Genomic DNA, 26,811 nt, shown 5'->3' with positions numbered 1-26,811 from the left:
AAATTTATCGGGCCAAGCCTGATTTTGCGATATGAATCTGACCAATACGCAATTTGTATTTGAAGGCAAAACCAAGCGCGTCCTCTTCGGCGGGATGGCGCTGGGTGTGCTTTGCCTTTTGCTCACGTTCATCAATGATGATGAATACCACACCCGTTTTTGGACCAATATCCTGCACAATTCGGTCTATTTCACCGGCATCGCTTTTTTGGCCATGTTCTTCATGTGCGCGCAGATTACTGCGTTTGCGGGATGGAACACCGTCATCCGTCGGGTCTATGAGGCAATGGGTGGGTTCATGGGGGTCGGCCTGATTCTCATGGCCATCATCACGCTGGGTGTCTGGGGGCACTTCCATCACCTTTATCATTGGAATGACCCCAATGTCAACGTGACGGACCCAGCCGCCCCGCATTACGACCGAATCATCGCGGGCAAAAAGGGTTTTTTGAACCCTGTTTTCTACACCATCGCCGCTATGGGTTTTCTCGGATTGTGGTATTTCTGGTATCGCAATGTGCGCAAACTCTCCATCGCTCAGGATACGGAGGAGACCGCCTCTTTCGACTACTATAAAAAAATCCGCAGGTGGTCAGCCTCATTCTTGCCCATCGGTGGATTTCTCAGTCCGGTCTTTATATGGCTGGTGATGATGTCCATTGACCCGCATTGGTACAGCACCATGTTTGCTTGGTATTCCACCGCCTCGGTCTGGCTTGGCTCCATCGCGCTTACCATCTTGCTCATCATTTTCTTGAAATCGAGGGGCTACATGGAATATGTCGGCCCAGACCACTTGCACGACATGGGCAAGTTCATGTTTGGCATCAGCGTATTCTGGACTTATCTGTGGTTCGACCAGTTCATGCTGATTTGGTATGCCAACAACGGTGAGGAGACGATTTACTTCAACGAGCGCATGACACACTATCCCGTGTTGTTCTGGGGCAATCTCCTGATGAACTTCGTGGCTCCGTTCTTTATCCTCATGCGCAACGACACGAAGCGCAAATTGGGTACTATGTTCTTTGTGGCGCTCATCGTTTTCTTCGGCCACTGGTGGGATTATTTCTACATGATAAAGCCCGGCGCTCGCATCGCCGCCTTTGAAGCGAAGGAACTGGCAGAAGGCGGGCACCATAGCAGCAAATCGCGCGAGGCTGCACCCATCTCGGATGCCGCTGCGCATCACGACGATGCCTCCCACGACGCTCCTCAACATGAGGACGCTGCTGTTTCACATGCTGCTGCCGACCACCAGTCGGACAACGCGGCCTCGAAGAGTGCCGAAACAGCGGTGGCCGCCGCTCCCGCGCCTTCGCCAGCAGACCACGCCGACCACGGCGGCGGTGGCGGACACGACGACGGACATGGGCACGGAACAGGGGGGGGCGAGCCGAGCGGGTTCCGTCTTGGCTTCACTATTCCGGGCTTGGAAGATATTGGGACGATGATTGGCTTTTTGAGCCTCTTCCTCTTCTTTTTCTTCCGCCAGCTTGAGCGTGTTTCCTTGGTGCCGCATAAAGACCCATTCTTGGAAGAGAGCCTTCATCACGAAACAGGGGCACTCATCGAAACCGAGTTGGAGGCAAAAGGCCACGCTCATCACTGATGATATTTATAGCCGTTCTAATCAAGAATGGTGTTTTGATACGCTCCGAACAACTTTTTTACCTTTGGGTTAAAGCAAAAAAACATTTCAATGACTGCGCTTATCATATTACTCTGCGTCATACTCATCTCCATCGTGTTGGTACAAATCGGTAGAGTCACCGAGCTCACCGCCCAAATAAAAGGCGAGCGTGAGGTGTTGCGCGACAACAGCAAATGGAATGGCTGGCTCTCGGTCGGCTTCATGATTGTGTTTCTCGTCGGTGTGTTTATTTCCGCATGGGAATACAAAAATGAGATGATGGGCTATGGCCCACACAAAGCGGCTTCTGCGCATGGCGATATTCTGGACAGTATGTTCAATATCACGTTGATACTCACGGGTATCGTGTTTGTGATTACGCATATCGCATTGTTTTGGTTTGCTTACAAATATCGGTGGCAGGAGGGTCGGAAGGCGCAGTTCATTGCCCACGACAACCGCCTTGAGCTCATCTGGACAGCCATCCCAGCAGTGGTGATGACGATTCTTGTGGTGCGCGGCCTCAATGCTTGGAACACGGTGATGGCTGACGTGAATCCTGATGAGGACTACTTGGAGATAGAAGCCACTGGCCAACAGTTCAACTGGATTATCCGCTACCCAGGCCCCGACGGGAAAATCGGAACGCGCGATTACAAACTGACAACGGCCAACAATCAGTTGGGTATTGACTTTAATGACCCAAAATCGTGGGACGACGTGGTGCCGGGTCAGGAATTGTTGCTGCCCGTAGGGAAAAAGGTGCGAGTGCGCATCCTTGCCAAGGATGTACTCCACAACTTTTACTTGCCGCACTTCCGCGTGAAGATGGACGCAGTGCCAGGTATGCCTACCTATTTCGTGTTCACCCCCATCAAGACGACCACTGAATATCGCAACGAACTGCGCAAATACGACGACTTCAACCTCCCGAACGACCCCACCGAGCCGAACGGCAAAAAACGGTGGGAGGCATTCGAGTATGAATTGGCCTGCGCGGAGTTGTGCGGCAAGGGACACTATTCGATGAAACGTATTTTCAAGGTGGTGACACAAGAAGAATACGATGCATGGTACAGACAGCAAGAGTCGTTTTACCTGTCGCAAATTCGCGGTAAAGACGAAGACCCGAACAAGGGCAAAGTGCTGGACATCGAGGTCCGGCAGCGTGCTAAGCAGTTTAGCGAAAGCATGAAAAACGCGGTGGAATCCACCAATGCGGCTGACAAGACACTTCCACTCCAATACGTCAATTTTGAAACCGGCTCGGCCACCCTCACCGCCGATAGCCGCTATGAACTGGATAATTTGGTGACGGCCATGAACACTTATCCCAGTTTGGTGATTGAAGTGGCGGGCCACACGGATGATGTGGGCGACCCGTTGCAGAATCGCCTGCTTTCTCAGATGCGGGCTGCATCGGTGGTCAAGTATCTGACAGACAGGGGCATCTCGGAAAGCCGTCTGCGCCCTCGCGGTTATGGCGACACCAAGCCGCTTGTTCCGAACGATTCGGATGAAAACAGGGCTAAGAACCGGAGGACTGAATTTACGATTTTGTCACCGGCATCCTGATTAAAAAGCAAACACCGAACCCGGCGTTTTTCTCAATAAAAAAATTCTCAAAATTTCTGGCTATGGCTCACGCAGTAACCGCCGCCGACACTTTGGAAGAAAAACTCACCCAAGAACTGGGTTATGATGACCATTTTCATGAGCATCATCACGGCGACAAGTTTCAGTCGAATTTTCTGACGACGTACATTTTTAGCACCGACCACAAAATCATTGCCCGTCAGTTCCTTATCACGGGGATTTTTTGGGCTTTCATCGGCGCTGCGATGTCCATCGTTTTTCGTTTGCAGCTGGGCTTTCCTGAAGCCGACTTGGCTTGGCTCAAGCCGCTTTTGGGAAAGTGGATTCAGGTGAACGACGCGGGCATCGGCAAACTCGACCCTGAGTTCTATTACGCATTGGTGACCATGCACGGCACGATTCTCGTGTTCTTCGTGCTCACGGCCGGGTTGAGCGGCACGTTTGCCAACCTGCTTATACCGTTGCAAATCGGCGCACGCGATATGGCTTCGCCGCTGCTCAACGCCATGTCGTATTGGTTCTTCTTCCTCGCCGGGGTCGTGATGTTCCTGTCGTTGTTCTTGAGCACAGGGCCTTTCTCCGGTGGATGGACGGCCTATCCGCCATTGAGCGCCTTGGGTCAAGCATCTGACGGCTCCAAGGCGGGCATGACGATGTGGATAGTAGCCATGTCGCTCTTTGTGGTGTCGTCGCTCTTGGGTGGTATCAACTATATCACGACCATCCTGAACCTGCGCACGAAAGGCATGACGATGTGGCGTATGCCGCTGACGATTTGGGCAATACTTATCACGGCCATCCTCGGCGTGTTGTCGTTCCCGGTGCTGTTTTCCGGTCTGTTGTTGTTGGTGTTCGACCGCAGCATGGGCACGTCTTTCTATCTGAGCGAGATTATTGTGGGTGGTCAAATTCTCGACCGCATCGGTGGTAGCCCGATTTTGTATCAGCACTTGTTTTGGTTCCTCGGTCACCCGGAGGTGTATATCATCATCCTTCCGGCGATGGGTATCGTGTCGGAAGTGCTGTCGGTGCACGCTCGCAAGCCGATTTTCGGCTACCGTGCGATGGTATATTCGATTCTGGCGATTGGATTCCTTTCGTTCATCGTGTGGGCGCACCACATGTTTATGTCAGGTGTTAATCCATTCATCAGTAACTTCTTTGTGGTGTTTACACTGATTATCGCCGTGCCGTCGGCTATCAAGGTGTTCAACTGGATTTCGACGGTGTATGGCTCAAACTTCCGCTTCAATTCGGCCAGTTTGTTTGCACTCGGCTTCGTGTCCATGTTCATTTCTGGTGGTTTGACAGGTATTTTCCTTGGCAACTCAGCGATTGACATTCAATTGCACGACACCTATTTCGTGGTGGCTCACTTCCACATTGTGATGGGTATCGCGGCATTCTTTGGGATGTTCGCGGGCGTGTATCACTGGTTCCCGAAAATGTTTAGCCGTTTCATGAATGAGACGCTTGGCAAGATTCACTTTTGGGGCACTTTGATTGGTGCTTACCTGATTTTCTGGCCCATGCACTACACGGGCATGGCGGGTGTGCCGCGTCGTTACTACGCCATTGACAATTTCGACTCTTTCAAGCATTTTGTGAGTTTGAACCAGTTTATCACAATTGCGGCCATTGTGGTGTTTTTCCTTCAAGTGTTGTTCATCATCAATTTCTTCTATTCTGTTTTTAGTGGTCGCAAGTTGACGGTGAAAAACCCATGGGGCTCCAACACGCTGGAATGGACCACGCCGATTAAACCGGGCCACGGCAACTGGCCAGGCAACATCCCGACCACCCAACGCTGGGCTTACGACTACGGCAAAGGCGGCGAGGAGTTCATCGCACAGTTTGTGCCTTTGAAAGAAGGCGAGCATGACCACGGGCATTGATTCGAGGTTGATAAAAGTTGATAAAGGGTTTATGAATGTTGATAAAAGTCAATTCTTCGAATCAAAATATCAACCTTATAAACTCATTATCAACCTTCATAAACAAATAAAATGGAGCGCAACTCTGTAAAGCAAGTATCAATTTGGGAAGGCTTGACTCAATCAGTCACCGATTTTGGTCTGTTGGTAAAATTCAAGTTGACCTTGTTAGTTCTTTTTTCTGCGGTAATGTCCTACGCGATTGTGTGTGGAGGCGACGTGGATTGGACGGTGATGGGGCTACTGGCGTTTGGTGGTTTCATGGTGACGGGGGCGGCCAATGCGTTGAATCAGGTGCTTGAGCGCGATTACGACAAGTTGATGCCTCGAACGGCCAACCGTCCTATCGCTACTGGGCGCATGAGCGTGTCGAAAGCTGTCTTGTGGGCAGGATTGATGGCGATGGCTGGCATCACGGTGCTTTCGTTTTTCAACCCGCTCGCCGGGTTTCTCGGCACCTTGTCGTTGATGAGTTATGCCTTTGTTTACACGCCACTCAAACGCTCCACGCCGCTTTCGGTGGTGGTGGGTGCAGTGCCCGGGGCACTTCCGCTCATCATCGGCTGCGTGGTGCACGAGGGATTTATTTCGCCAATGGCCTTCATGCTGTTCACGCTCCAGTTCTTGTGGCAATTTCCTCATTTCTGGGCGGTGGCATGGTTGGCGGATGACGACTACAAAAAAGCCGGGTTCTATCTTCTGCCGTCGAAAAATGGCGTGAAAGATTCCACGACCGGGTTGCTCTCCTTTGCTTTTTGTATTCTTATGGTGGGCAACGCGCTGCTGGGATGGTCGCTAGGATACGTTGGAACATGGGCCACGATGCTCCTTGTTGGGCTAAATGCCTATTGGGCCTTGCTTTGTTGGAGGCTTTTCAAAGAGTGTTCGAGAGCGGCAGCTCGCAAGCAGATGTTCATGTCGTTTGTGCATCTGCCAGTATCGTTGATTGTGATTTTGATTGATAAAATAATTTAGAGGATTTAGGGGGGGGTAGAAAAATATCTTTCTAAATCTCTCTAAACCCCCTGTAAATCCTCTAAGTCCTCTAAATTCAAAAAGAATGGGAGCCATTTCATCTCCTGAATATAGCCGAAGCAAAATACCGCCACAGAAGCTTGCGCTTTGGGTCGGCATTGCGAGCATCGTGATGATGTTCGGGGCCATCACGAGTGCATATGTGGTGCGGAGAGCTGCTGGCAATTGGTTTGAGTTCAAATTGCCAGATATCTTTTTTCTCAACACGGTGGTGATTTTACTCAGCAGTTTGACCCTTCACGTTTCTTACACCGCTTTTAAAAAAGGCAATGAGCAACTGTACAAGGGACTGCTGGTGGCGACTTTTGTGCTGGGAATTCTTTTTGTGGTGCTGCAATATCAAGGTTGGGTGGCGATGACAGCTATCGGTGCGACTTTCACCATCAACCCTTCCAGTTCGTTCGTGTATGTGATTTCCGGGTTGCATGCGGCGCACGTGCTGGGTGGTATCGCGGCACTGATTGTGGCAATGATTTACGCATTTGTGCTGCCGTACAGACCAACGGAACGTCGGAGATTGCGCTTTGAATTGGTGGTCAATTACTGGCATTTCGTGGATGTGCTTTGGCTCTATTTGATTGTGTTTTTCATGTTGCAATCTTGAACCACTTTTAATTTTGACATATTAACTGACTGATTATCATGGCAGAAACATCTGTTACACACGCGCACGACACGCACGAACACGCAGACGATGCTCACCTCTGGGAGGGTGGTAAGGAGCCACTTAAGGCGAGTTATGGCAAGCTGATGATGTGGTATTTTCTCGTTTCCGACGCATTCACGTTTGCGGGCTTCCTTATTGCATACGGGGCGCTTCGTTTCAGCATGCCCTCTTGGCCAGAACCTGACTTTGTGTTCGCCTCTTTTCCTTTCGTCAAGGCACATTGGCCATTGGTCTTCGTGACGTTCATGACTTTTGTCCTCATATTTAGTTCGGTCACAATGGTACGCGCCGTGCAGGAAGGACACCGCGAGAACCAGCGCGGAGTGGTGTATTGGATGTTTTTGACCATATTGGGCGGCGCCACTTTTTTGGGTTGTCAGGCCTATGAATGGACGACGCTGATTGCGGGCGAGAACATGACCGTGAAGCAAAACCCATTTGGTCGCCACATCGCGGACGGCATTTATCTGAATGACGACGGCACGGAAGCAAAAAAAACGGATGGCTCGCCTGATGTTTTCCAGAAAGGGGACTCATATCTGCTGCACATGCACCCTGTGCGTCAGGCTGACGGCACGATGAAAGATGAGTTCATCCAGCGCAAAATAAAGTACACCACGGGGCCTTATGCGGGGCAAACGGGCGTGCAGGAAATGGGGCCGAAAGCGTTTGGAGCACTTTTCTTTTTCATCACGGGTTTCCACGGTTTCCACGTTTTTTCTGGGGTGCTGTTTCTCGCCATCATTGCCATCAATGCTGCGGGAGGCGTGTACGCCGCTCGACGCAACGGCTACGAGATGGTGGAGAAAATCGGGCTTTATTGGCACTTTGTGGACTTGGTGTGGGTGTTTGTGTTTCTTGTGTTCTACCTCCTCTAAAACTCAAGTCCGTGTGAGGCAAAAATTTGACTCAAACTCGAGCCTCGCTTTGTCTGTCAACTAACTGTTCAACAAATCAACATTTCAAAGAAATGGCTGGACATCAAACTTATGAAGAACAAAAAGCCCTCGTCTTTCGCGGGCTGATGATACTCGGCGTGGTGACGATTGTGGAAGTTGTCATCGCCCTTTTTGCCAAAGGACATATCGTGCCCAGCATCCGATTCACGGAGGGGTTTGGGCATTACCTTTATATGCTCCTTATGATTGGCTTCTCCCTGTTCAAAGCCTATTTCATTATTTTTTACTTCATGCACATGGCGTATGAAGTGCGCGGTTTGGTCATGAGCGTGCTGCTTCCCACCACGCTTTTGATTTGGGCGATTATCGCCTTCTTCCAAGAAGGCAACTCTTGGGGCGCGCGCCGCGAATTGATTCAGGAAAAAAACGAGGAAGTTGTCAGCCCAGCTCCGGTGGGCAAGCCACAGGGGTACATCCTGCCCGGCACCATGAAAGGTTGACGTTGTTATTCGCTCAAACAAAAAAGGCGGGGAAACAAAACCTCGCCTTTTTTGTTGATAATCAGAACTTTGACAGATGGAAAACGAAGCAAAAAAGCCCTCCATGGGGCGAAAGGTTTATATCGCGGCGGCCTTGTTCCTCATACTCGTGGGACTTCCTGCTGTTTCTTGGTTTTATTTGCGCAGTGGGCTTAACTGGCGCAAGGCCGCGGTGGCCGAACTGGCCGATTATGGAAAAATAGCCAAGGCTCCTATCATTTGGCCGGACGGCACTTGGGAGGACCAACTCAAAGGAAAAGTGACAGTGGTGCACATTTTTGGCGACAATCCTGACCTGACGGAAACCAATCGGCAGATTCTCGACACGGCTGAAAAACTGTTTGACCAGTTTGGCAGCACAAACGAATTCAGGCTGGCAATGATAGCCAATGGTGGAACGGCAGAGTTCCGCTCTCATGCTCAGAAAATGCCGAGCGCCGACCATGCCACATGGGCTTGGTCGGGTGGCCTCGGGTCGTGGCGGACTGCGATTGAAAACGGCTATGAGTCGTTTTGCCTGGCGGAGGGCATTAAACCTGTACCCCGGTACTTCGCCCTGGCCGACACTGCCGGCACCATCCGTCGCTTCTACGATGCCACCAACCAAAAACAGGTGGACCGCATGGTGCAGCACATTGCGTTGCTGTTGCCTGTGAAAAATTGATTTTTTTGAAAAAACAAAAACAACACAACCCGATGGCAGCAGCAGCTCCCGATATTCAGTTGGAAAAAAGGCTCAACGTATTGGCATACATCATTTCCGGCGTGGTATTGCTATTGGTCGGATTGATGCGGCGGTATAAGATTGACCTTGGTGTTGACTTTAGTTTTTTGCCGCCCATACATGCGTCGTTGAATGCGCTGGCGGCAGCGATACTCCTGTTGGCACTCTACTTCATCAAAAACAAGCAGGTGGAAAATCACCGTCGCGCTATTTACGCGGCGATGGCTTGCTCGGCGCTATTCCTCGTCTCGTATGTGCTTTACCATTTTACCACTCCTGAGACCCGCTACGGAGGGGAAGGGGTGATGCGGACGATTTACTTCTTCTTTCTCATCACCCATGTCGTACTGGCTGCGGTGATATTGCCTTTCATTCTGCTTACCTTTACCCGTGCTTACACCAACCAATTCGAGCGCCACAAAAAAATGGCGCGGTGGGTGTTCCCGCTTTGGTTGTATGTGGCAGTGACCGGGCCGATTTGCTACCTGATGCTGCGGCCTTATTACCCAACATAAAAATGAGTGTGTTATGAAAAATATACTTTCAAAAATCGGGTTCGTGGTGCTTGTGGCATTGCTGGTGCTTTGCCTTGTGGAGCCTTCAGCGGCCCAGTGCGCCATGTGCAAGGCCTCCGCCGAAGCCAATCTGAAAAACGGGGGAGGCGACCCGCGCGGGCTGAACGCCGGCATCCTTTATATGTTGATGCTGCCTTACCTGCTGGTGTTTGGCATCGGCTATTGGTGGTGGAGCAATCGGCGCAAGGAGCGCCAAGAGGTATCCGAACTTTCAGAGCAGGATTTTGCCTGATTTTCAGGCTCGGGTTTTTGGGGCGATGCCCGGCAGTTAAAATTCTGCCGGGCATCGCTGTTTCGATATGCTTGCTATTATTTTCGCCGCCGCAATTCATAATCAAACCCTCTCTCGTATGGATAAACTGACACTCACCCTGCTTTTCGTTTCCCTGCTTTGCCTGCTCGGCCTTGCGCCTTCCTCGACGTATGCAGCTACCGCGATTTCCAAAGATGAAATGCGTGCGGGTTTTGTTGAAAAATTGAGCGAGGCACCCGCGCTTCATTCCAAAACGTTGGATAAAAAAGCGGAAAAGCGCCTCCATCGGCTTTCCAAAAAAATAGAGCGCAAAGCCGCCAAACAAGGAATGCAAGTGGATTTCAGCGACCCTGTGGAACAATGGCTCTGGTTTGGGCTTTTTGGTTTGGGCATCGCCATTGTGCTTTCGTTTTTTAACTTCGGCATTGCCGGCCTCATTGCTTTGTTGGCAGTGGCATGCTTGGTAGTTTGGGTCATCAAAAGAGGGGCTTTGTAACTCGGTTGCCAATTCTCTTTACTGCAACCTGAATCGGACGGGCAGCGTGAATCGCACTTTCACTGGATGCCCGTTGGCTTCCCCGGGAGTCCAGCGGGGCATGGACTGCACGACTCGCACGGCTTCCTTGCCGCATCCGCCGCCAATATCTTTCAGGATGCTCACATCGGTCACGCTGCCGTCCTTATTGACCACAAAGCTGAGCGCCACCGTCCCTTCTATGCCCGCCTCTCGGGCAAGTGCGGGATAGTTGATGTTTTCAGCCAGATATCTCAACAAATCTTGCTCCCCTCCGGGGAAAGTCGGTGGTTTTTGCACCGTCACCATATTGTACTCGCCGTCATCTCGTGCTTTTTTCGAGTTTTCCACTTCTCGCGGAAAGTCAGGCACGTCTCGCAGTGTGGGCGGCGCGTCCCCTTCCGAGGCACGAGTGGTCGCACCTACTTCGGCGGCTGCATTGAGCACATCCTCTTGAGTGGGAGGCTGTTCATCCTGCACAAGTTCATCGGGAGTGGGGGAGGGCGGCACAAAACGAATCGTCGCGCGTACTGGCGGTGGTGGTGTAGGCGGCGGAGGGGGTGGGGGGGGCGGTGGATTGTCGGCATCAATGTCGGGTGGTGGCCCCGGTTCGGCTATCACTTCGCGGGCGGGCGGTTCGGGGAACTTGCTGGAAATGGCGCTCAATAGGTCGGGAAGCCCGATGCCCAGCGCAAGGAGCAAAAAGCCGATGCTCAGGGCGCTGCGGAGGTGGCGCGGATAGGCGCGGCGCAGTTGGTAGGCCCCGTAATTTTTGTTTCTGTCGGCGAAAACGATGTCCAGCGCGTCCTTTGGCGACACGAATTGTGGAGTGTTCATGATATGAAAGTGATTGAGTGAAGAAATGGAGAAGCGGTTAGCGAAGAGCCGCTTCGAGCTGTTGTTTTGTGGTGAAGCGCAATCCTTCAGACGGTGCAGCGATGAACGCTTCTTCCTGTGGGGAAACATCGAGCAACACATAGTAGCGCACCCGGCATACGGCCATTTTATCCAAAGCATCCACGAGGTTTTGGAAGCTGGATGCGCGAGTCGGCTTGATGATGACGTTCAGATGCGAGCCTGTTTTTTCCTCCAGACTTTTAACGTTGGTGTATGTATCCGAGCCCCATTTGGCCTGCACACGTTTCATTTTTCCCAAAATCACCTGACGTAGCCCCGATGCTGAGTAGTCGGTGGAGTCAAGCGCGGCGTTTTCAATACCTTCATACCAATACACTTTGTTGTCAGCGCCGAGTAGAATCGTGAGCACTTTGGACTGTGGCAACTCGATAGAGGCATCCCTTTCATTGTCGGGCATGACCAAAGCCATGACATGGGGTTTGGCCAATGTGGTGGCGAGCATGAAGAAGGTGATGAGCAAAAAAGCCAAATCCACCATGGGTGTCAGGTCAACGCGGGTGGAGCGTTTTTTTGAACGAATGTTGCCGGGCGTTGTTCTGCTCGTGCCGTTGCTGGAATCTGGAAAGCCTGCCATAATGCTTGATGTTGGTTTTGAAGAATGCGGTACATGGCGCAGTGTGCTGCGACACTGAGCATAGTGCTGTTTTTCACGAAAGGGTTTGGAAAAAATATAGGCTTGTGAACCTTCTGAAATGCAAGATGCGGGCGGCAGATTTTTTGGTGTGTGCGCGACATTTTTTAAGCCTCTGAAAGACAGGGCGTTGGTTGCAGGGTATAAATTCCGGCATGAATTATGCCCGCCGAAAAATTGTCGGCCAACGACTAAACAAACGGTTAATCTGACGTGAATACGGACTACTCGCACTACTTTCGCAGCTATCGAACGTTTTGACTCATGATGAGACACTCTACATTTCTCTTGTTCATTCTTGTCCCCTTTGTGGGAAGTCGCAACACTGTGGCGCCGGTATTGTCGCCCGTCATGGAGCTACAGGGCGTGGATGTCTCTCATTATCAGAAAGTGATTGATTGGGAAATGGTAACGGAGCGTCAGGCAGTTGATTTTGCTTTTGTGAAAGCTACCGAAGGCCACGATTACCGCGACAGTTTGTTTTGCCGCAATTGGGAGAGTCTTCGACGGTTGGGCATTCGGCGGGGTGCCTATCATTTTTTTCGCGCTTTTGGCTGTGGCGACGAACAGGCGAGCAATTTTCTCCAATTTGTGGAAATGCTGCCCGGCGACCTTGCGCCGGTGCTCGACATTGAGCGAACGGATGGCATCGCTACCGAAATTATGCTTCAAGAGGCTCGCATTTGGCTCGATATCGTCGAAAGCACGTTGGGCATTCGGCCCATCATCTACACCAACCAGTATTTCTACGAACGTTATTTGGCTGGCCATTTTGAGGATTATCCGCTTTGGATTGCTCGCTATTCCAGCGAGCGCCCACTTTTGACTACTGGCAAAAAATGGGACATCTGGCAGTATTCCAGCGAAGGCTGCGTGGACGGCATTTCCAGACGAGTGGATTTGAACGTTTTTCCTGGCGGCTGGGAGATGCTCGACAAATTGTGCTGGTTCCCTGCTTCTCTCGGAACGGAAGCAGACTTGGCTCCTTAAAACACGGCCCGCACCTGCGCCCTTGCCACATGTATCACCCGGTTTGTTCCTGTTTTCCGGCCTTCATAGTTCAGGCTTAGTTGCAATGTGCGCGAGAACTGTCGGTCGAGGTTCAATCCCCACAAGTAGTTTTTTCCGTCTTGCAAGCCCTCCAGCATCGTGAAGGCCACAGCCGAGTTCGGTTCTCCGTCGAATCGGATGTTGGCAAAAGTGCCTCTGGCTCGCATGGAGGTGGATGCTCTGAAGCCTTGCGCGTTGGCGCGGCCTGTGGGGTTCCAAGTCAGTTCGGTATTCCAGTTGGTCTGGTCGGACTGCTCGCCCCCTGCGAGCGTGTTGCGGCCTGTCTGCCAGTTGAGGTTGAACACGACGCGGAACATCCGGTTGGGCAGCCAAGTCAATTTTGGCCCTGCCCGCCAGCCCAAAATGCGGAAATCCCGACTATCGAAAGCCTCATTGTCACTGGTTTTTTCGCTGCGCACGATATCGGCCTCGGCGCTCCATTGCTTGCCAAGATTGAGCCGTCCGTGCAGGGTTTGGTCGGCGTTGCGGCGCTGTTCGTAGCCGGTGGTGAGCACCACCTGACTTCGGTTGTCGCCCTGCGCGATGCTGGCATCCCATCGCGGGTTGGCGCGATTGACAAACAAGACATTGCGCACGGAGGCTGTCACCGTCACCAAAGCAGAGTCAGCAATGGCGAACTGGAATGGGTTCCACGGCGACACTCCGGCTGCCCCGGCGAAGGTGCGGCGATTGATTTGCAGGGTGCTTTGAGTAGAAAAACGACTTAGGGTTTTGAGCCATTTTCGTTTAGAGTTGGCCCATAGCAGGCGTGGTTCGAGCCTTAGGTTTTGGTTGAAAAGCACGTTGTTGGTTCGGATGTATTCAGGGGTAGTCACCGCTATGCGCACATAGTTGGCTTGGTCCTGAAATACCGCGATTTCCATTTCGTCAATCTGGATGATGCTGTCGCGGTTGCGGTCCACCCAAGTGTATTGGCCTTCTCCGGGGTTCACGGCGAGATAGGTGAACTCCACCTTGGGGCTTTGCCCGGAGCCGATTTCATAGCCAGTGGTGAAGTTGAGCGCGTTTTTCCAAGCCGTCAAGTTGTAATCGGCGCGTCCGAGATAGGTTTCTTGCGGCTCCAACGTGGTCAGTTCGGCATCAAGGATGCGCAAAGTGCGGTAGGTGAAAGTCCAAGAGATTTGCTGGTTGGTCGGTTGGGGGGCTTTTTGATGGTTGCGCCAGCTACCGTTCAGGTTGGCTTCGTTTGCGATGGTGTTGTTTTTGAAAAAACTGCCAGTCGGGAAAAAGTCGTTGCGTTGAGCGAGAAAACCACCAAACTGCCAAGCGCCCTGATTCTCTGGGGTTTGAAAATAGAGGCGGTAGAGGTCGTACCAAAAAGAGACGTGGCTCAACGTGTCGGCGCCAGTTCCTCGGCGCTCGTTTTTTTCCCTTTCCCCGTAAATGCCCACCTTGAGGAACGCCTTTTGCGAAGTCGAGTCTTTTGTGAAAAAAGTTTTTGAAATGTCAAATTTGGGTCTGGAAAAACGTGTCGCTTCCGCTGTGCCCGCTGTCGTCAGCAGATTTAGCTCGCCAAAAAGGGAATGCCCGTTCCGTTGGAAACTGGCTTGGCCAAAATGCCGTTGGCCATCGTACACGCCCTGCCGTCGGAAAGAGCCGAATTCATAGCGACTGCTGCCCCATTCCTTTTTTTCCAGCATCAAACCACCCCTTGCGATTTGCTCACCCACCGTGTCACGGCTGTTGTCGGTGTTCCAGTCACGCACGAATTCGGGCGGGCGATAAGGGTTGAGCGGGAAAAAAGTGGGTGCCGTGCGTTCATAATTGGTGTAAGCCGTCAGTCTCCAATTCTTCTGCTCGCCGAATGTGGCTTGTTGCTGAAAGCCCACAAAACCAGCCAAGCCATAGTTGTCGTCATTGTTGAGCGGTGAAAAGCGGTTGAAGTCTCTGTTGCTCAAGGCCAATTCAGCCTGCACCTGTCCGCCTTTGAAAGGTTGAAAATCGCCGCCAACGGCGTACAGATGCCGAAGCTCCGGCGCAATCAATTTTACCACTGGCTCGTAGTTGCCAGTCGGCTGGCAGCTGATTGGGTCGGGGGGCGACCAACTGAACACCCTGCCGTTGGCAGCGGAAGGTGCCAGCACATAATTTCCCTGCCCTGACGGTACTTGCGTAAAACGCGCGGCAAACCGGGCCGAATCAGGGTTGGTGCTGTACACCAATATGGTCGTCGGCAGGCCGCACACCACCGTGTCCACGCTGCGGTAGAGCACCCTGTTGGGGTCAAATTCGGCGAGCGTGTCTATTCCGGGAGCAAAAGCGTTTCGCAAATTGTCGCCGACTTGGGCAAGCGCCCGGCGTTCGGTGGGCGAGATTTCCTGTGCGCCGTTGTTGCGCGAGTCCTGTTCCGAGTAAAAGTTGAAATAGGCTCGCCCGCGTCGGTTGCTCCAGCCAGCGTTGGCAGCCATCGTGGAGCGCAGGTATGACTGCACGGCATATTCAAATTCCACTATGACGCGGCTGTCTTTCGTGATAAGCCTTCGCGGCGTGAAAGTCACCTCTCCAAGATTGTAATCCACGATGTAGTCGTCGTTCAAACCTCGGCGCAATAGTTGCCCATCGAGAAAAACTTTCTCCGTTCCTGCCAGCACGATGATAAACTGTTCTCCCTCCGTGCCTTGCAACCGATACGGGCCTTGGTTTCCTTCTTGACCCAAGATGATTTGCCGGGCAAACTTTCCACGCGACACGGCCGCCGCTGCTCGGATTTGCAAGGTGTCGCCTGATTTGGGATGACTGATGCTCGACTGTACCATAGCCCCTTGCAGCCTTTTGAAGTAATTGGAGAAATACCCGCCGTAGGGCGGGCGAGTGAGGTCGTAATCCCCTGCCGTGAGTGTGGTGTTTTTTCTTTTTAGTTGAATAAAAATGCGGTCAAACTCTTGCAATTGGCGGGTGGTGCCGTCAGGTTGAAGCGGGATAGAGTTGTCTGACAGGGCAGCGAGGATTTCAAGGTCGTTGCCAAGTTTGCCATTCAATTGGAGGTTCAGATTTGAGTTGAACACCAAATTCTGGCTGTTGCCCAATGAAAACCCGCGTGTGTAGGCACCCGTGGAGATGAGGCTGCCCGTTTCCCATGGTTTGGTGGTTGGTTGGTATGGCGAATAGTCGAATTCTATGGCATCGGGGCGGGCGCTACGCCTAATCGCGGCGGTGTCCAAACGACTCACGCTTGCGCCCAAATCAAAAGGCAGCACGCGATAGGTTATGCTTATCCTTTCACAATTGGGGAATGTGCCCCTAAGCCGTGCGGTATCAATGTGCAGCCAATTGTTTGCGATAGAAAAATACTCAAGCTCAATGACCTGCCCAGAGGAGGAATCAGTGGCAGCCACCAATGGGGCGACTACGGTGAGCGAGTCTAATTGCTGTGCTGGCAAGCGGGCATCTATGATGCGCGTTTTCAGGTTGGAAAAGTCTTGGTTGTACTGCGCCATCGTGTTGAGAGATAGGCATGACAGTATCGCCACCCAACAAAAACGGCGGAGAATCAATACCAGACCATTCGTGCTATGATACAATCGCTTTAAGTTGATGCGGCGGGCAATTTATGGAGGAATCGAGGCACGAACATTGGTGCGCTTCGGCAGAGGATGGTTGCTTATTTGAGCATTTTCAGAACACAAATCTGGTTTTAACGATTGTCCGTCTTGGCAGAATCCGCCTTGAAAATAGGGCCGACGGGTAGCGTGTCGAGCGGGGGAAGGCGTGGCGGTTGCAACGGTTTTTCGGGTCGCAACCGCAAGAGAGAATCGCTTAGAGCCATCATGGCATCGGCCAAAAGCAGCGAATCCACTGTTTTTTCGGCCTCATTTAGGAGATTAACAAAACACTCTCGCTCACTTTTCTCACGGAAAGAGATAACTCTTTCGGCCACCCTGCTTTCTATGACGGATTTCATCCGTTCTCCTTTGCAAGATGGAAGACAGAAAATTGCTAGCAAAACATATATTTTTGGCGGAAAAGCGCCGGAATTTATCACCTTATGCAATATGAGCGATATTTGTATCATTATTGAAGCGGTTAAAGGCCGCGTCAAAGATAAGGTTAAGTAAAGCAACTGTTCTGTCCATGATAATATTTCAGGTTTGCTGAAAAATTTCTGGAAATTTTGTTGGAAATTAAAATTGCTCTACTCGCCATTTTAGATTGATTTTTTTTCAATCTTTTCTTAGAAAAAAGTCGCCTTTAGTACGATAAAGGTTCAAACTTAAAGATTGTTTTCATTTGGTTTTTTGGGGTTATACAGGGTGCTACTGAGTAATCAGTTGGTGCCCTGTTTTTTTTATGTGCTTTTCTATTCTCTATCTTTTTTGTAAAATCTCTATCGCCTTTTACTATTTTTCAAGATTTGTTTATTGTTTCACTTCGGGTGCATTTCAAATTGTCGCGGAACACACTATTGGACGTTTTCAAATTTGCCACGAAGTCACAAAGACACAAAGCAAAATACTCATTGATTTGCCGCATTTTGTGCTGTTGTGTCTTTGCAGCACAAAAATAATGTCCAGTAGTGTGGTCGTGTAATGTATCACGGAATGGCGTTTCGTGCCCCCCGGAGTATCATTTCGGTTTGCGAGCGGCTTTGTTGCATGAATAAATAAAATTTGGCCAGATTGATTTTTTCCAAATAAATTTCAAAATAACAGCCTATTGAAAAATTTTAAAAACTCAGATCGCCAATTCTCCAAAGAAAAAATGTTCATGCAACAAAGCCTTTGCGAGCGTGACAATTTGAGAACTAGTTGCTGAGATGCATGCCTTCATTTCGCTCCACCGCAACAAATCCACTATTTATAGCTATAGTTTTGCGCCACTTATTTCATTCATTTCATCAAAATGATATTTCGTCGCCCGCGTCGCAACCGCCAATCTGCCGCCCTTCGCGGTATGGCTACAGAAACCCACCTAAGCGTTCAGCACCTCGTGTTCCCGATGTTTGTGTTGGATGGTCAAAAGATGCGCAGCGAGATTCGTTCGCTGCCCGGCATATATCGGCTTTCACCAGATACCCTGCTTCGTGAAATCGAAAGTTGCATGCACTTGGGACTTTCCAATTTTATCCTGTTCCCGGCGGTAGCCGACCAACTGAAGGATAAAACCGCTACATATAGCTGGTCGCCAGAAAACTTCTACTTAAAAACCGCTCGCGAAATCAAGCGTCGTTTCCCGGAATGCTGTCTTATCAGCGACGTGGCAATGGACCCGTATTCGAGTGACGGACATGACGGGATGGTGATTGACGGTGAGATAGCAAATGACGAGACATTGCCGATTTTGGCTCAGATGTCGGTGGCTCAGGCGGCAGCGGGATTCGATATGCTTGGTCCTTCCGATATGATGGACGGTAGGGTAGGATATATCCGTGAGGCTCTTGACGAACAGGGTTTTACGAAAACGGGCATACTGGCCTACACGGCCAAATACGCCAGTGCGATGTATGGCCCTTTCCGCGACGCGCTGGATTCCGCGCCAAAAAGTGGGGATAAGAAATCGTACCAGATGAACCCGGCGAACAAACGGGAGGCTCTTATCGAGGCCGAACTCGACACCGCCGAAGGCGCGGATATGCTGATGGTGAAACCCGCGCTGCACTACCTTGACGTGATTCATCTGCTGAAAGAAAAAAGCCATTTGCCCATCGCGGCTTATCATGTGAGTGGTGAGTGTGCCATGCTCCGGGCGGCGTGCGGCAACGGCTGGCTCGACTTCGACCGGGCGATGCCTGAGACATTGCTGAGCATTCGCAGGGCGGGAGCAGATGTTATTCTGACCTATTTTGCGAAGGAGTTTGCGGAGCGATTTCCTGAGGGGATTTGAGTGTTTTTAAAACATGTACCCCCAAAACTTCTTTTTCTTTTTTGCTCCCTTTTTTGTCTTTTTCACATAGATAGGCTCGCTGCTGTAACTCTCCACGTTGGCGCGGTTGTAAGCCACCACGACGTAGGTATAGTGGCGACCCTCCTGAGCCGTTTGGTCTTCGTAGATGTACTCTTCCGAATAAAATGGGGTGGTGACGAGCAGGTTGTAGGGGTCTTTAAAATTGCCCACTCCTTCCCCGTCGAAGCGATAGATGGCGAAGTAGTGCGGCACCTCGTCGCCCGTCAGCACGTCGCAGACGTGCCAAGCAAGTTTGACGGTGCTGGGCGTGCCTTGCATCCGGCATATTTGCGGCGTGGCGGGTGGGGCTTTCAAGAGGCCGGGCATAGGCGGCATGATGGCAGGCGAGGCATATAATTCGTTGACGAGCGTATCCTGCACACCAAGCGAGTTGCGCAGGAGTGATTTTGCTGAAAAATAAATACTTCCTTGCACGTTGGGGTTGGCGCGTGCCATGGCGACTTGCTTGCTGATTTCCTCTGGGTTGTTCCAATTGGGGTCGTTGGGGCTGTTCCCGATTTTATAGGCCGCGTGCCCTATGTAAAGGTGTTTGCCGTAGGTGTGTTTGCTCCACCAGTCGAGCAATTTCTGATAATCGGAGGGCGGGAACCCGATGCTCCAGTACAGCTGAGGGGCCACATAGTCAATCCAGCCGCTTTTCAGCCACAGCAAGATGTCGGCGTAGAGGTCGTCGTAGCTCGAAATACCTGCGCGGGTGTCGGAGCCGTTGAGAGGGTCTCGGTCGGAATTGCGCCATACCCCAAAGGAGCCAATGCCGAATCGGACATAAGGCTTGAATCTTTTGATGACCTGCGAGACCTCTTGAATCAGTTTGTTCACGTTGTCGCGCCGCCAATCCTCTATGTTGGTGAACCCTCGCGGGTTAGATGCGAACTCGTTGTAGTCGTTGAGGTTTTCTCCGGGTTCTTTGTAGGGATAAAAATAGTCGTCGAAATGAATGCCGTCCACGTCGTATCGGACAATGATGTCGCGCACGACATTGGTCAGATGCTGGCGCACAAAAGGGTTGGCTGGGTTGAAATAATAGCGCCGCCCGTAGCGGAAAAACCACTGTTCCTTGAGGTTGGGTGGCAGGGTTCGCATGGGGTGGATGAGCGAAAGGCTTGCTGTGTCGAGGTCCCAAGTGGCGCGATAGGGATTGAGCCAGGCGTGGAACTCCATGCGCCGGTCGTGCGCTGCCTTTATCATGTAGCGCAAGGGGTCGTAGCTGGAATCGGCTGGCGGAAGCCCTTGTTCGCCTGTCAGGAATTTGCTCCAGGGCACAGCGTTCGAGTTGTAGAAAGCATCGCCAGAGGGGCGCACCTGCACAAACACCGCGTTCATGTTCATCGCCTTCAACACGTCGAGCAGGCTATCGAATTCCGCCTTTTGACGCTCTACCGGTAGGCCGGGCTGCGAGGGCCAATCAATGTTGGCCACGGTAGCAATCCAAGTGCCGCGCATCTCGACGTTGGGTGGCTGAGCATCTGTGTTTTGCACAAAGGCGAGTAGCAGCAGGAAGAAGGCAAAAAAACGAAAAAGAGGCTTCATAACAAGTTGGTTTGGCGGCAAATGTAGGGAATTAGATGCTCGTGATGTTCGGATTGTTCATTCTTGGTTTTGCTGACGACAATCCGTACATCCTTGAAATAAATTGGGTGTGGCAAGATTACAGGTTTGAGATAAATGCATCCATTTTTTTTTGACTTTTGCGTGGAAATCCAGAAGTACCCACGTTTCCCCGAACATGAAATTTGCACAACCCATCCCTGTCTCCGCGCTGGCTGCGCGACTCAACGCTCGCCAAATCATCGGCGACGACACCCTCTCCGCTTCCGGCATCAATGAAATTCACAAAGTGGAACCCGGCGACATCGCGTTCTCCGATGTGAAAAAATATTTTGAAAAAACACTGCGCAGCGCTGCCACCATCATTTTGCTCAATGAGCCAGCCGAGTGCCCGCCCGGCAAGGTGATTCTCGTCGTCGAAAATCCCTTCGAGGCTTACGATTCGCTGGTGCGCGAACATCGCCCCTTCGAACCAATCACGATGCCCGTCAGCCATCGCGCCGACATTCACCCGACTGCGATTATCGAGCCAGGGGTCGTCATCGCGGCCAATGTTCGTATCAGCGCGCGTTGCCACATCCAAGCCAACACATACATCGGCGAATACTCCGTTATCGGCGAAGATGTGACCATCGGCCCCAATTGCATTATTGGCTCTGATGCTTTTTATTTCAAAAAATTAGCCGACGGCTCATATCGGAAATGGCGCTCCGGTGGCCGTGTCGTCATCGAGGACAACGTGGACATTGGCGCAGGTTGCACCATCAACAAAGGCGTGAGTGGCGACACCATCATCGGTGCTGGCAGCAAACTGGACTGCCAAATCCACATCGGGCACGGAGCTGTCATCGGGAAAAACTGCCTTTTGGCCGCTCAGGTGGGCATCGGCGGCAAGACCATCCTTGAAGACAATGTGGTGCTATACGGTCAGGTAGGCGTTTCGCAAGCCATCCGCATTGGGAAAGGCGCGGTGGTGTCGGCCAAAGCGGGCGTGTCCAAATCGCTTGAAGGCGGCAAGGCTTATTTTGGCATTCCGGCAGATGATGCGCGGGATAAATACAGGGAGTTGGCAGCGCTTCGACAGTTGCCAGAGGCGCTCAAGCAGTGGGAGAAATGAAGGGCTGAGCACACGGCACTAATTTTTTTGAAAAACAAAATTGTTGCAATACGGCTTCTGGTCTTCCGACTGATGTTTGGAAAAATCAAACTCGGCGAGCGGGCGAAACAAGGAGCCTTCGATAAAAAAGCCTTGATAACCCAGTTTTTCCAAAAAACGGAAAGTTTCCCAAACCCGCTCCGTCCCCACATGTCGCGCCTCGCATTCCAGCAGGATAGCCGGATGATATCGCTGCAACACTTGTTTGCCACCTTGCAGAACGGCCAATTCGTTGCCTTCCACGTCTATTTTGAGCAGGTGAGGCACAACCGAATGTTGGGAGCAAAAATGGTCCAACGTGTTCGCCATCACGGATTCCGTTCGGACATCGCCTTCCTCAAAAACCGTTTTGACGATGCTGGCCCCCGGCGATGATTTTTTGTCCTTTTTCACCGGAATGCGCAACTCGACACTGCCCTCGTGGTCGGACAGCGCCAAATGCTCCACCGAGAAATTTTCCCAGCGCAGGCTTTTTTTTATTTTGTTCAAATACTCAAAAAGGGACCGTTGTGGCTCGAAACCAATGACCCTTCCTCGCTCGCCAACTTGTTTCAGCATCCAAAAGGCATATCCCCCTTTGTGCGCTCCGACATCAAGCGCCGTGTCGCCAGGACGCAACGTTTCCAAAATGAAGCGAATGCCACCCGGGTCAGTACGGCGGCGATATTTGTCGGCACGCGCTTTCAGGCGGAGTTTGTCGAGAAAAGACATGGTTAGATGAAAATGAATGACAAGGCGATTTATCGGCCGACCCAAAGGTTGGCGCTACTTCTTTCTATCCAATACATCCTTCACCGCCCACGCCACGTCTTTTTTGCCAAGCCCGTATTTCTCTAAAAGTTCGGCTGGTTTGCCGCTCTCGCCGAACGAATCGTTCACGCCGACGTACTCCATCGGCACGGGCAGGCGGTGGACGAGCAGGTTGGCGATGGCATCGCCGAGGCCGCCATTGCGCTGGTGTTCCTCGGCCACCACCACGGCGCGCGTCTTGCTCGCCGAATCCAAAATCGCCTCTTCGTCGAGCGGCTTGATGGTGTGGATATTGATGACCTCGCAGGAAATGCCATCGGCCGCGAGTTCTTTGGCGGCCTCGATGCTCGTCCAGACAAGGTGGCCGGTGGCGAAAATGGTCACGTCTTTTCCAGATGCGAGATGAAGGGCTTTCCCGATTTTGAATTTCTGATTTTCAGCCGTGAATATCGGCCAAGCTGGGCGGCCAAAACGCAGATAGACCGGGCCGTGATGCTCGGCTATGGCGATGGTGGCGGCCTTCGTCTGGTTGAAATCGCAAGGATTGATGACGACCATGCCGGGCAGCATCCGCATCATGCCGATGTCTTCGAGTATTTGGTGGGTGGCGCCGTCTTCTCCCAAAGTCACGCCCGCGTGAGAGGCGCAGATTTTGACGTTTTTGTGCGAGTAGGCGATGCTTTGGCGGATTTGGTCATAGACGCGCCCGGTGCTGAAGTTGGCAAAGGTGCCTGTGTAGGGGATTTTGCCGCCCGTGGCCAACCCTGCCGCAATGCCCATCATGTTGGCTTCCGAGATGCCGCATTGATAAAAGCGTTCGGGAAATTCTTTCTGGAAATGCTGCATTTGCAGCGATTCCATCAAGTCGGCGGTCAGCCCCACCACGTTGGGATTTTGGCGGCCCAGCTCGAGCAGCCCCGCCCCGAAACCTTCGCGAGTGGCGCGAGCGGCGGTGCTTGTTATTTCGTTGATTTTCATGTTCTTGACACGTTGTTTGGTATGCGGGGCGAATTTTTTTGAAGAAAAATTGCGCTGTCGCTGAGTTGCCTGTCGGTATCTTATTTGAAGGCATCAAACCCCGTCACGTCGTGGCCGGTGATGAGCAGGTGAATGTCGTGCGTCCCTTCGTAGGTCAGCACCGTTTCGAGGTTCATCATGTGGCGCATCACGGGGTATTCGTTGGTGATGCCCATGCCGCCGTGAATCTGGCGGGCTTCACGGGCGATTTCGAGCGCCATGTTGACGTTGTTGCGTTTTGCCATGGAGACTTGGGCGGGCGTGTGTTTGCCCTCGTTTGCCAAAGTGCCGAGCCGCCACGCGAGCAATTGAGCCTTCGTGATTTCGGTAATCATTTCGGCCAGTTTCTTTTGCGTCAATTGGAAGGCGCCGATGGGCTTACCGAACTGGACGCGCTCTTGCGAGTAGCGCAAAGCCGAGTCGTAGCAATCAAGCGCCGCGCCAATCGCGCCCCATGCGATGCCGTAGCGAGCCTTCGTCAGGCAGGAAAGCGGGCCTTTGAGACCGACGACGTTGGGCAACACATTCTTCTTCGGCACCCGCACATCTTCAAAAACAAGCTCGCCGGTGATGCTGGCGCGGAGGCTCCATTTGCCGTGAATCTCCGGCGCGGAGAAGCCTTTCATGCCTTTTTCAACGATGAGGCCGATGATTTTGCCGTCCTCTCTTTTTGCCCACACGACAGCGATGTCGGCGACGGGCGAGTTGGTAATCCACATTTTCGCGCCGTTCAGGATGTAGGTGTCGCCGTCGTCTTTCACGTTGGTAATCATGCCGCCGGGGTTGGAGCCGGCGTCGGGTTCGGTGAGGCCAAAGCAGCCGATGAACTCGCCTTTGGCCAATTTGGGCAAGTAGTGGCGGCGCTGTTCTTCGCTGCCGAATTTGTAAATCGGGTACATCACGAGCGAGCCTTGCACAGAGGCCATGGAGCGAACGCCAGAGTCGCCGCGCTCGAGCTCCTGCATGATGACGCCGTAGGCGATTTCGTCCATGCCGCCGCAGCCATATTCTGCTGGCAAAGAGGGGCCATAAGCGCCGATTTCGGCCAAACCTTTGAACAGGTGCGTGGGGCACTCGGCGCGGTTGGCATAGTCCTCGATGATGGGGCTGACCTCTGCTTTCACCCAATCGCGCACCGCGTCGCGGGCGAGCAGGTGTTCGGCGGAGAGCAGTTCGTCCACGCCGTAGTAGTCGTGGTGTTGGTAGCGGTCTTCGCGTTGGGAGATTTTATGTGCGGAGGCGGTGGAGCCGTTTGATTGCATGATGTGTTCTTGTTGTTTTGGTCAGGAAAAATGTGGGGGCAAAAGTAAACAAACTTTCGCGGGCAAAGCGGGGCAAAGCCACTTCTTCACAATTTTGACCGAATATAATTTTTGAAAAAGAAAAAATCGGACGGGGTAAACGAAGATGGTTTGGAGGTGCGTCTGCGATTCGTCCGACGAACAAAAAATCGTCGGACGAATTCACGAGACACGGCTTGCGAACCTTGTAGGTGTGAAAACGCTACCTTCGCCGCCCGAAAAGTCCAACGTCTAACGTCCAACAATCCAACATCCACGTAGTGAATTTCCTCACTCTCGAAAATATCACCAAGTCCTACGGCGAGAAAGTTCTTTTTCAGAACATCAGCCTGCGCATTGACAAGGGCCAAAAAATCGGTCTCATCGCCAAAAACGGCACTGGCAAAACCACGCTCATGCGCGTCATCGCAGGCAAGGAAGGCGCCGAGGGCGAGAGCGCTAAAATCCTGCTGCGCAAGGACATCCGTATCGGTTGGCTCGACCAGGAACCCTACTTCAGCCCCGAACTCGATGTGCTCGGCGCGGTGCTCGACCCCAGCAACCCGCTCGTGCGCGTGGTGGAACGTTACGAACATGCGCTGGCTCACCCGGAGAAAACTGCCGAGTTGCAGGAGGCCATCGCTCTGATGGACTTGAACGACGCTTGGTCGTTCGAGGCAAAAGTGAAAGAGACGCTGTTCCGCTTTCGCATGGAGGATTTTGAGCAAAAGGTGAAAAACCTTTCCGGTGGCCAGCAAAAGCGGCTGGCTTTGGTCAAAATCCTGCTCGAAGAACCTGATTTCCTCATCCTCGACGAACCGACCAACCACCTCGACATAGAGATGATAGAATGGCTCGAAGAGTATTTGCAACAGCCGGGCATCACCCTTTTCATGGTGACACACGACCGCTATTTTCTTGAAAACGTGTGCGACAGCATCATCGAACTCGAAGGTGGGCAACTGCGCCGTTACTCCGGCTCATACTCGGATTATTTGGAAAAAAAAGCCTTGCGCGAGGAGGTGGAAGCCACGACCTACGAACGCCAGAACAAACTCCTTAAACGCGAACTCGAATGGGTGCGTCGTTCGCCCCAAGCCCGCACAACGAAAGCGAAGGCGCGCGTGGATGCTTATTTCAACAAAAAAGAGGCAAACGACGCGCTGAAAAAAAAGCCGGAAGAACTGCGGCTTGCCATCAAGGAAAACTGGCTCGGCAGCAAGGTGGTGGAGCTGCACAACATCAGCAAGTCGTTCGGAGAAAAGAAGTTGCTCGAAAATTTCACCTACAAATTCAAGCGCAAGGAGCGCATCGGCATCGTGGGGCCGAACGGTTCCGGCAAATCCACGTTCCTGCAAATTCTCACCGGCGCCCTGCCGCCCGACACGGGCAAGGTCGTCATCGGCGACACGATTATCTTTGGCCACTACCGGCAGGAGGGCATCCAACTCAAAGCGGACAAGCGCGTGATTGATGCCGTGCGCGACATCGCTGACTATATCCCGCTCGAAAAAGGCAAGGAACTTTCAGCAGCGCAATTGCTCGAACGTTTCCTATTCACCCGACCTCAGCAACAGGTGTATGTGAGCCAACTTTCAGGCGGCGAGCGGCGCAGACTCTACCTGCTGACAGTGCTGATGAAAAACCCCAACTTCCTCATTCTCGACGAACCGACGAACGACCTCGACGTGTTGACCTTACAAGTTCTGGAGGATTTTCTCGAAGATTTCCCCGGCTGCCTCGTGGTGGTCACGCACGACCGCTATTTCATGGACCGTCTCGTTGACCATCTTTTTGTTTTTGAAGGCAACGGAAAAATCAAGGACTTCAACGGCACCTATGCCGAGTACCGCGCTTTGAAACGAAGCGAAAATTCCGCCGCTACTGTCATTCCGCCGAAGGCGGAAACTGCACAAGCCAAGCCTGCCCCTGGTCTCACAAACACCGAGCGCAACGAGATGAAAAAACTCGAAAAAGAACTCGCCGCGTTGGAAAGCCGCAAGAAGGAGATTCTGGAAAAATTCAACGCCGCCGACTTGGGCGCGGAAGAGGCGACGCGGCTTTCCGCCGAATTGGGAAAGTTGCAGGACGACTTGGACGGCAAGGAGATGCGGTGGCTGGAACTTTCGGAAAAGTGAACAGTAGTCCTTATTTTTGAAGCCTCAATCGG

The 26,811-nt window shown here is 52.2% G+C and carries 23 protein-coding genes; 16 read left to right on the top strand and 7 right to left on the bottom strand.

Annotated features, from left to right (window positions below):
* The first annotated feature begins 31 nt into the window (after positions 1-31).
* The 11 genes from KIS77_16190 to KIS77_16140 all read left to right on the top strand — a co-directional run bounded on the left by KIS77_16190 (position 32) and on the right by KIS77_16140 (position 10,351).
* Positions 32-1,612 (top strand): hypothetical protein, encoded by a 1,581-nt coding sequence (locus KIS77_16190; protein ID MCW5923882.1) that lies wholly within the window; start codon positions 32-34, stop codon positions 1,610-1,612.
* A gap of 90 nt (positions 1,613-1,702) precedes the next feature.
* Entirely contained in the window at positions 1,703-3,208 is a 1,506-nt protein-coding gene (locus KIS77_16185; GenBank protein MCW5923881.1) for an OmpA family protein, read from the top strand.
* A gap of 62 nt (positions 3,209-3,270) precedes the next feature.
* On the top strand, positions 3,271-5,124 hold the full coding sequence (locus KIS77_16180; GenBank protein MCW5923880.1) for a cbb3-type cytochrome c oxidase subunit I: 1,854 nt from the start codon (positions 3,271-3,273) through the stop codon (positions 5,122-5,124).
* 111 nt (positions 5,125-5,235) lie between these two features.
* A complete protein-coding gene (gene cyoE, locus KIS77_16175; protein MCW5923879.1) occupies positions 5,236-6,138 on the top strand; it encodes a heme o synthase in 903 nt (300 codons plus the stop codon).
* A gap of 85 nt (positions 6,139-6,223) precedes the next feature.
* Positions 6,224-6,802, top strand: a complete 579-nt coding sequence (locus tag KIS77_16170; GenBank protein MCW5923878.1) for a heme-copper oxidase subunit III — start codon at positions 6,224-6,226, stop codon at positions 6,800-6,802.
* A gap of 38 nt (positions 6,803-6,840) precedes the next feature.
* A complete protein-coding gene (locus KIS77_16165; protein MCW5923877.1) occupies positions 6,841-7,743 on the top strand; it encodes a cytochrome c oxidase subunit 3 in 903 nt (300 codons plus the stop codon).
* Between the two features lie 92 nt (positions 7,744-7,835).
* The gene (locus tag KIS77_16160) at positions 7,836-8,264 is read left to right on the top strand and encodes a cytochrome C oxidase subunit IV family protein (protein MCW5923876.1); all 429 of its coding nucleotides are present in this window, start codon (positions 7,836-7,838) and stop codon (positions 8,262-8,264) included.
* Positions 8,265-8,340: 76 nt separating this feature from the next.
* On the top strand, positions 8,341-8,967 hold the full coding sequence (locus tag KIS77_16155) for a hypothetical protein (protein ID MCW5923875.1): 627 nt from the start codon (positions 8,341-8,343) through the stop codon (positions 8,965-8,967).
* A 32-nt stretch (positions 8,968-8,999) separates the two neighbouring features.
* A complete protein-coding gene (locus tag KIS77_16150) occupies positions 9,000-9,542 on the top strand; it encodes a DUF420 domain-containing protein (protein MCW5923874.1) in 543 nt (180 codons plus the stop codon).
* Positions 9,543-9,555: 13 nt separating this feature from the next.
* Positions 9,556-9,834, top strand: coding sequence for a hypothetical protein (locus KIS77_16145; GenBank protein MCW5923873.1), 279 nt, complete (start codon positions 9,556-9,558; stop codon positions 9,832-9,834).
* A gap of 118 nt (positions 9,835-9,952) precedes the next feature.
* A complete protein-coding gene (locus tag KIS77_16140) occupies positions 9,953-10,351 on the top strand; it encodes a hypothetical protein (GenBank protein ID MCW5923872.1) in 399 nt (132 codons plus the stop codon).
* Positions 10,352-10,369: 18 nt separating this feature from the next.
* Here KIS77_16140 and KIS77_16135 read toward each other — a convergent pair whose 3' ends face one another.
* Both KIS77_16135 and KIS77_16130 read right to left on the bottom strand, forming a co-directional pair.
* Positions 10,370-11,206: a TonB family protein gene (locus tag KIS77_16135; protein ID MCW5923871.1), complete on the bottom strand. Its 837-nt coding sequence runs from the start codon at positions 11,204-11,206 to the stop codon at positions 10,370-10,372.
* 37 nt (positions 11,207-11,243) lie between these two features.
* The gene (locus KIS77_16130) at positions 11,244-11,861 is read right to left on the bottom strand and encodes a biopolymer transporter ExbD (GenBank protein ID MCW5923870.1); all 618 of its coding nucleotides are present in this window, start codon (positions 11,859-11,861) and stop codon (positions 11,244-11,246) included.
* A gap of 321 nt (positions 11,862-12,182) precedes the next feature.
* Here KIS77_16130 and KIS77_16125 point away from each other — a divergent pair, with 321 nt between their 5' ends.
* Positions 12,183-12,908, top strand: a complete 726-nt coding sequence (locus KIS77_16125; protein ID MCW5923869.1) for a glycoside hydrolase family 25 protein — start codon at positions 12,183-12,185, stop codon at positions 12,906-12,908.
* On the opposite strand, the gene KIS77_16120 is transcribed toward KIS77_16125, so the two are convergent.
* Positions 12,905-16,426 carry a hypothetical protein gene (locus KIS77_16120; protein ID MCW5923868.1) on the bottom strand — a complete coding sequence of 1,174 codons (3,522 nt, stop codon included), beginning with the start codon at positions 16,424-16,426 and terminating at the stop codon, positions 12,905-12,907. The genes KIS77_16125 and KIS77_16120 overlap by 4 nt on opposite strands.
* A 213-nt stretch (positions 16,427-16,639) precedes the next feature.
* Between KIS77_16120 and KIS77_16115 the strand changes: the two genes are divergently transcribed.
* Together KIS77_16115 and hemB are read left to right on the top strand one after the other, a co-directional pair.
* Positions 16,640-17,044 (top strand): hypothetical protein, encoded by a 405-nt coding sequence (locus KIS77_16115; GenBank protein MCW5923867.1) that lies wholly within the window; start codon positions 16,640-16,642, stop codon positions 17,042-17,044.
* A gap of 787 nt (positions 17,045-17,831) precedes the next feature.
* Positions 17,832-18,809 (top strand): porphobilinogen synthase, encoded by a 978-nt coding sequence (gene hemB, locus KIS77_16110; protein ID MCW5923866.1) that lies wholly within the window; start codon positions 17,832-17,834, stop codon positions 18,807-18,809.
* 6 nt (positions 18,810-18,815) lie between these two features.
* On the opposite strand, the gene KIS77_16105 is transcribed toward hemB, so the two are convergent.
* The gene (locus KIS77_16105) at positions 18,816-20,420 is read right to left on the bottom strand and encodes a family 10 glycosylhydrolase (GenBank protein MCW5923865.1); all 1,605 of its coding nucleotides are present in this window, start codon (positions 20,418-20,420) and stop codon (positions 18,816-18,818) included.
* Between the two features lie 196 nt (positions 20,421-20,616).
* On the opposite strand from KIS77_16105, the gene KIS77_16100 reads away from it, so the two are divergent.
* Positions 20,617-21,555: a UDP-3-O-(3-hydroxymyristoyl)glucosamine N-acyltransferase gene (locus KIS77_16100; GenBank protein MCW5923864.1), complete on the top strand. Its 939-nt coding sequence runs from the start codon at positions 20,617-20,619 to the stop codon at positions 21,553-21,555.
* Positions 21,556-21,573: 18 nt separating this feature from the next.
* Here KIS77_16100 and KIS77_16095 read toward each other — a convergent pair whose 3' ends face one another.
* From KIS77_16095 to KIS77_16085, 3 genes are all read right to left on the bottom strand, one after another.
* Positions 21,574-22,305 (bottom strand): FkbM family methyltransferase, encoded by a 732-nt coding sequence (locus tag KIS77_16095; protein MCW5923863.1) that lies wholly within the window; start codon positions 22,303-22,305, stop codon positions 21,574-21,576.
* Positions 22,306-22,359: 54 nt separating this feature from the next.
* Entirely contained in the window at positions 22,360-23,322 is a 963-nt protein-coding gene (locus KIS77_16090) for a transketolase family protein (protein MCW5923862.1), read from the bottom strand.
* An 80-nt stretch (positions 23,323-23,402) separates the two neighbouring features.
* On the bottom strand, positions 23,403-24,623 hold the full coding sequence (locus tag KIS77_16085; protein MCW5923861.1) for an acyl-CoA dehydrogenase family protein: 1,221 nt from the start codon (positions 24,621-24,623) through the stop codon (positions 23,403-23,405).
* A 299-nt stretch (positions 24,624-24,922) separates the two neighbouring features.
* Here KIS77_16085 and KIS77_16080 point away from each other — a divergent pair, with 299 nt between their 5' ends.
* Positions 24,923-26,779 (top strand): ABC-F family ATP-binding cassette domain-containing protein, encoded by a 1,857-nt coding sequence (locus KIS77_16080; GenBank protein MCW5923860.1) that lies wholly within the window; start codon positions 24,923-24,925, stop codon positions 26,777-26,779.
* Positions 26,780-26,811 lie beyond the last annotated feature (32 nt).

It is taken from the genome of Saprospiraceae bacterium, from assembly GCA_026129545.1.
Lineage (GTDB): Bacteria > Bacteroidota > Bacteroidia > Chitinophagales > Saprospiraceae > M3007.
The sequence above is the reverse complement of the archived record's forward strand: the minus strand, read 5'-3'. Positions and strand labels throughout refer to the sequence as shown.

What these genes read in the sequence shown, in the direction of transcription:
- KIS77_16155 (MCW5923875.1), top strand. Translation starts at nt 8,341, where the DNA reads ATGGAAAACGAAGCAAAAAAGCCCTCCATGGGGCGAAAGGTTTATATC.
- KIS77_16100 (MCW5923864.1), top strand. Translation starts at nt 20,617, where the DNA reads ATGAAATTTGCACAACCCATCCCTGTCTCCGCGCTGGCTGCGCGACTC.
- KIS77_16165 (MCW5923877.1), top strand. Translation starts at nt 6,841, where the DNA reads ATGGCAGAAACATCTGTTACACACGCGCACGACACGCACGAACACGCA.
- KIS77_16120 (MCW5923868.1), bottom strand. Translation starts at nt 16,426, where the DNA reads ATGGCGCAGTACAACCAAGACTTTTCCAACCTGAAAACGCGCATCATA.
- KIS77_16095 (MCW5923863.1), bottom strand. Translation starts at nt 22,305, where the DNA reads ATGTCTTTTCTCGACAAACTCCGCCTGAAAGCGCGTGCCGACAAATAT.
- KIS77_16160 (MCW5923876.1), top strand. Translation starts at nt 7,836, where the DNA reads ATGGCTGGACATCAAACTTATGAAGAACAAAAAGCCCTCGTCTTTCGC.
- KIS77_16145 (MCW5923873.1), top strand. Translation starts at nt 9,556, where the DNA reads ATGAAAAATATACTTTCAAAAATCGGGTTCGTGGTGCTTGTGGCATTG.
- KIS77_16085 (MCW5923861.1), bottom strand. Translation starts at nt 24,623, where the DNA reads ATGCAATCAAACGGCTCCACCGCCTCCGCACATAAAATCTCCCAACGC.
- KIS77_16185 (MCW5923881.1), top strand. Translation starts at nt 1,703, where the DNA reads ATGACTGCGCTTATCATATTACTCTGCGTCATACTCATCTCCATCGTG.
- KIS77_16125 (MCW5923869.1), top strand. Translation starts at nt 12,183, where the DNA reads ATGATGAGACACTCTACATTTCTCTTGTTCATTCTTGTCCCCTTTGTG.
- KIS77_16130 (MCW5923870.1), bottom strand. Translation starts at nt 11,861, where the DNA reads ATGGCAGGCTTTCCAGATTCCAGCAACGGCACGAGCAGAACAACGCCC.
- KIS77_16170 (MCW5923878.1), top strand. Translation starts at nt 6,224, where the DNA reads ATGGGAGCCATTTCATCTCCTGAATATAGCCGAAGCAAAATACCGCCA.
- KIS77_16150 (MCW5923874.1), top strand. Translation starts at nt 9,000, where the DNA reads ATGGCAGCAGCAGCTCCCGATATTCAGTTGGAAAAAAGGCTCAACGTA.
- KIS77_16090 (MCW5923862.1), bottom strand. Translation starts at nt 23,322, where the DNA reads ATGAAAATCAACGAAATAACAAGCACCGCCGCTCGCGCCACTCGCGAA.
- KIS77_16105 (MCW5923865.1), bottom strand. Translation starts at nt 20,420, where the DNA reads ATGAAGCCTCTTTTTCGTTTTTTTGCCTTCTTCCTGCTGCTACTCGCC.
- KIS77_16180 (MCW5923880.1), top strand. Translation starts at nt 3,271, where the DNA reads ATGGCTCACGCAGTAACCGCCGCCGACACTTTGGAAGAAAAACTCACC.
- KIS77_16140 (MCW5923872.1), top strand. Translation starts at nt 9,953, where the DNA reads ATGGATAAACTGACACTCACCCTGCTTTTCGTTTCCCTGCTTTGCCTG.
- KIS77_16135 (MCW5923871.1), bottom strand. Translation starts at nt 11,206, where the DNA reads ATGAACACTCCACAATTCGTGTCGCCAAAGGACGCGCTGGACATCGTT.
- KIS77_16190 (MCW5923882.1), top strand. Translation starts at nt 32, where the DNA reads ATGAATCTGACCAATACGCAATTTGTATTTGAAGGCAAAACCAAGCGC.
- cyoE (MCW5923879.1), top strand. Translation starts at nt 5,236, where the DNA reads ATGGAGCGCAACTCTGTAAAGCAAGTATCAATTTGGGAAGGCTTGACT.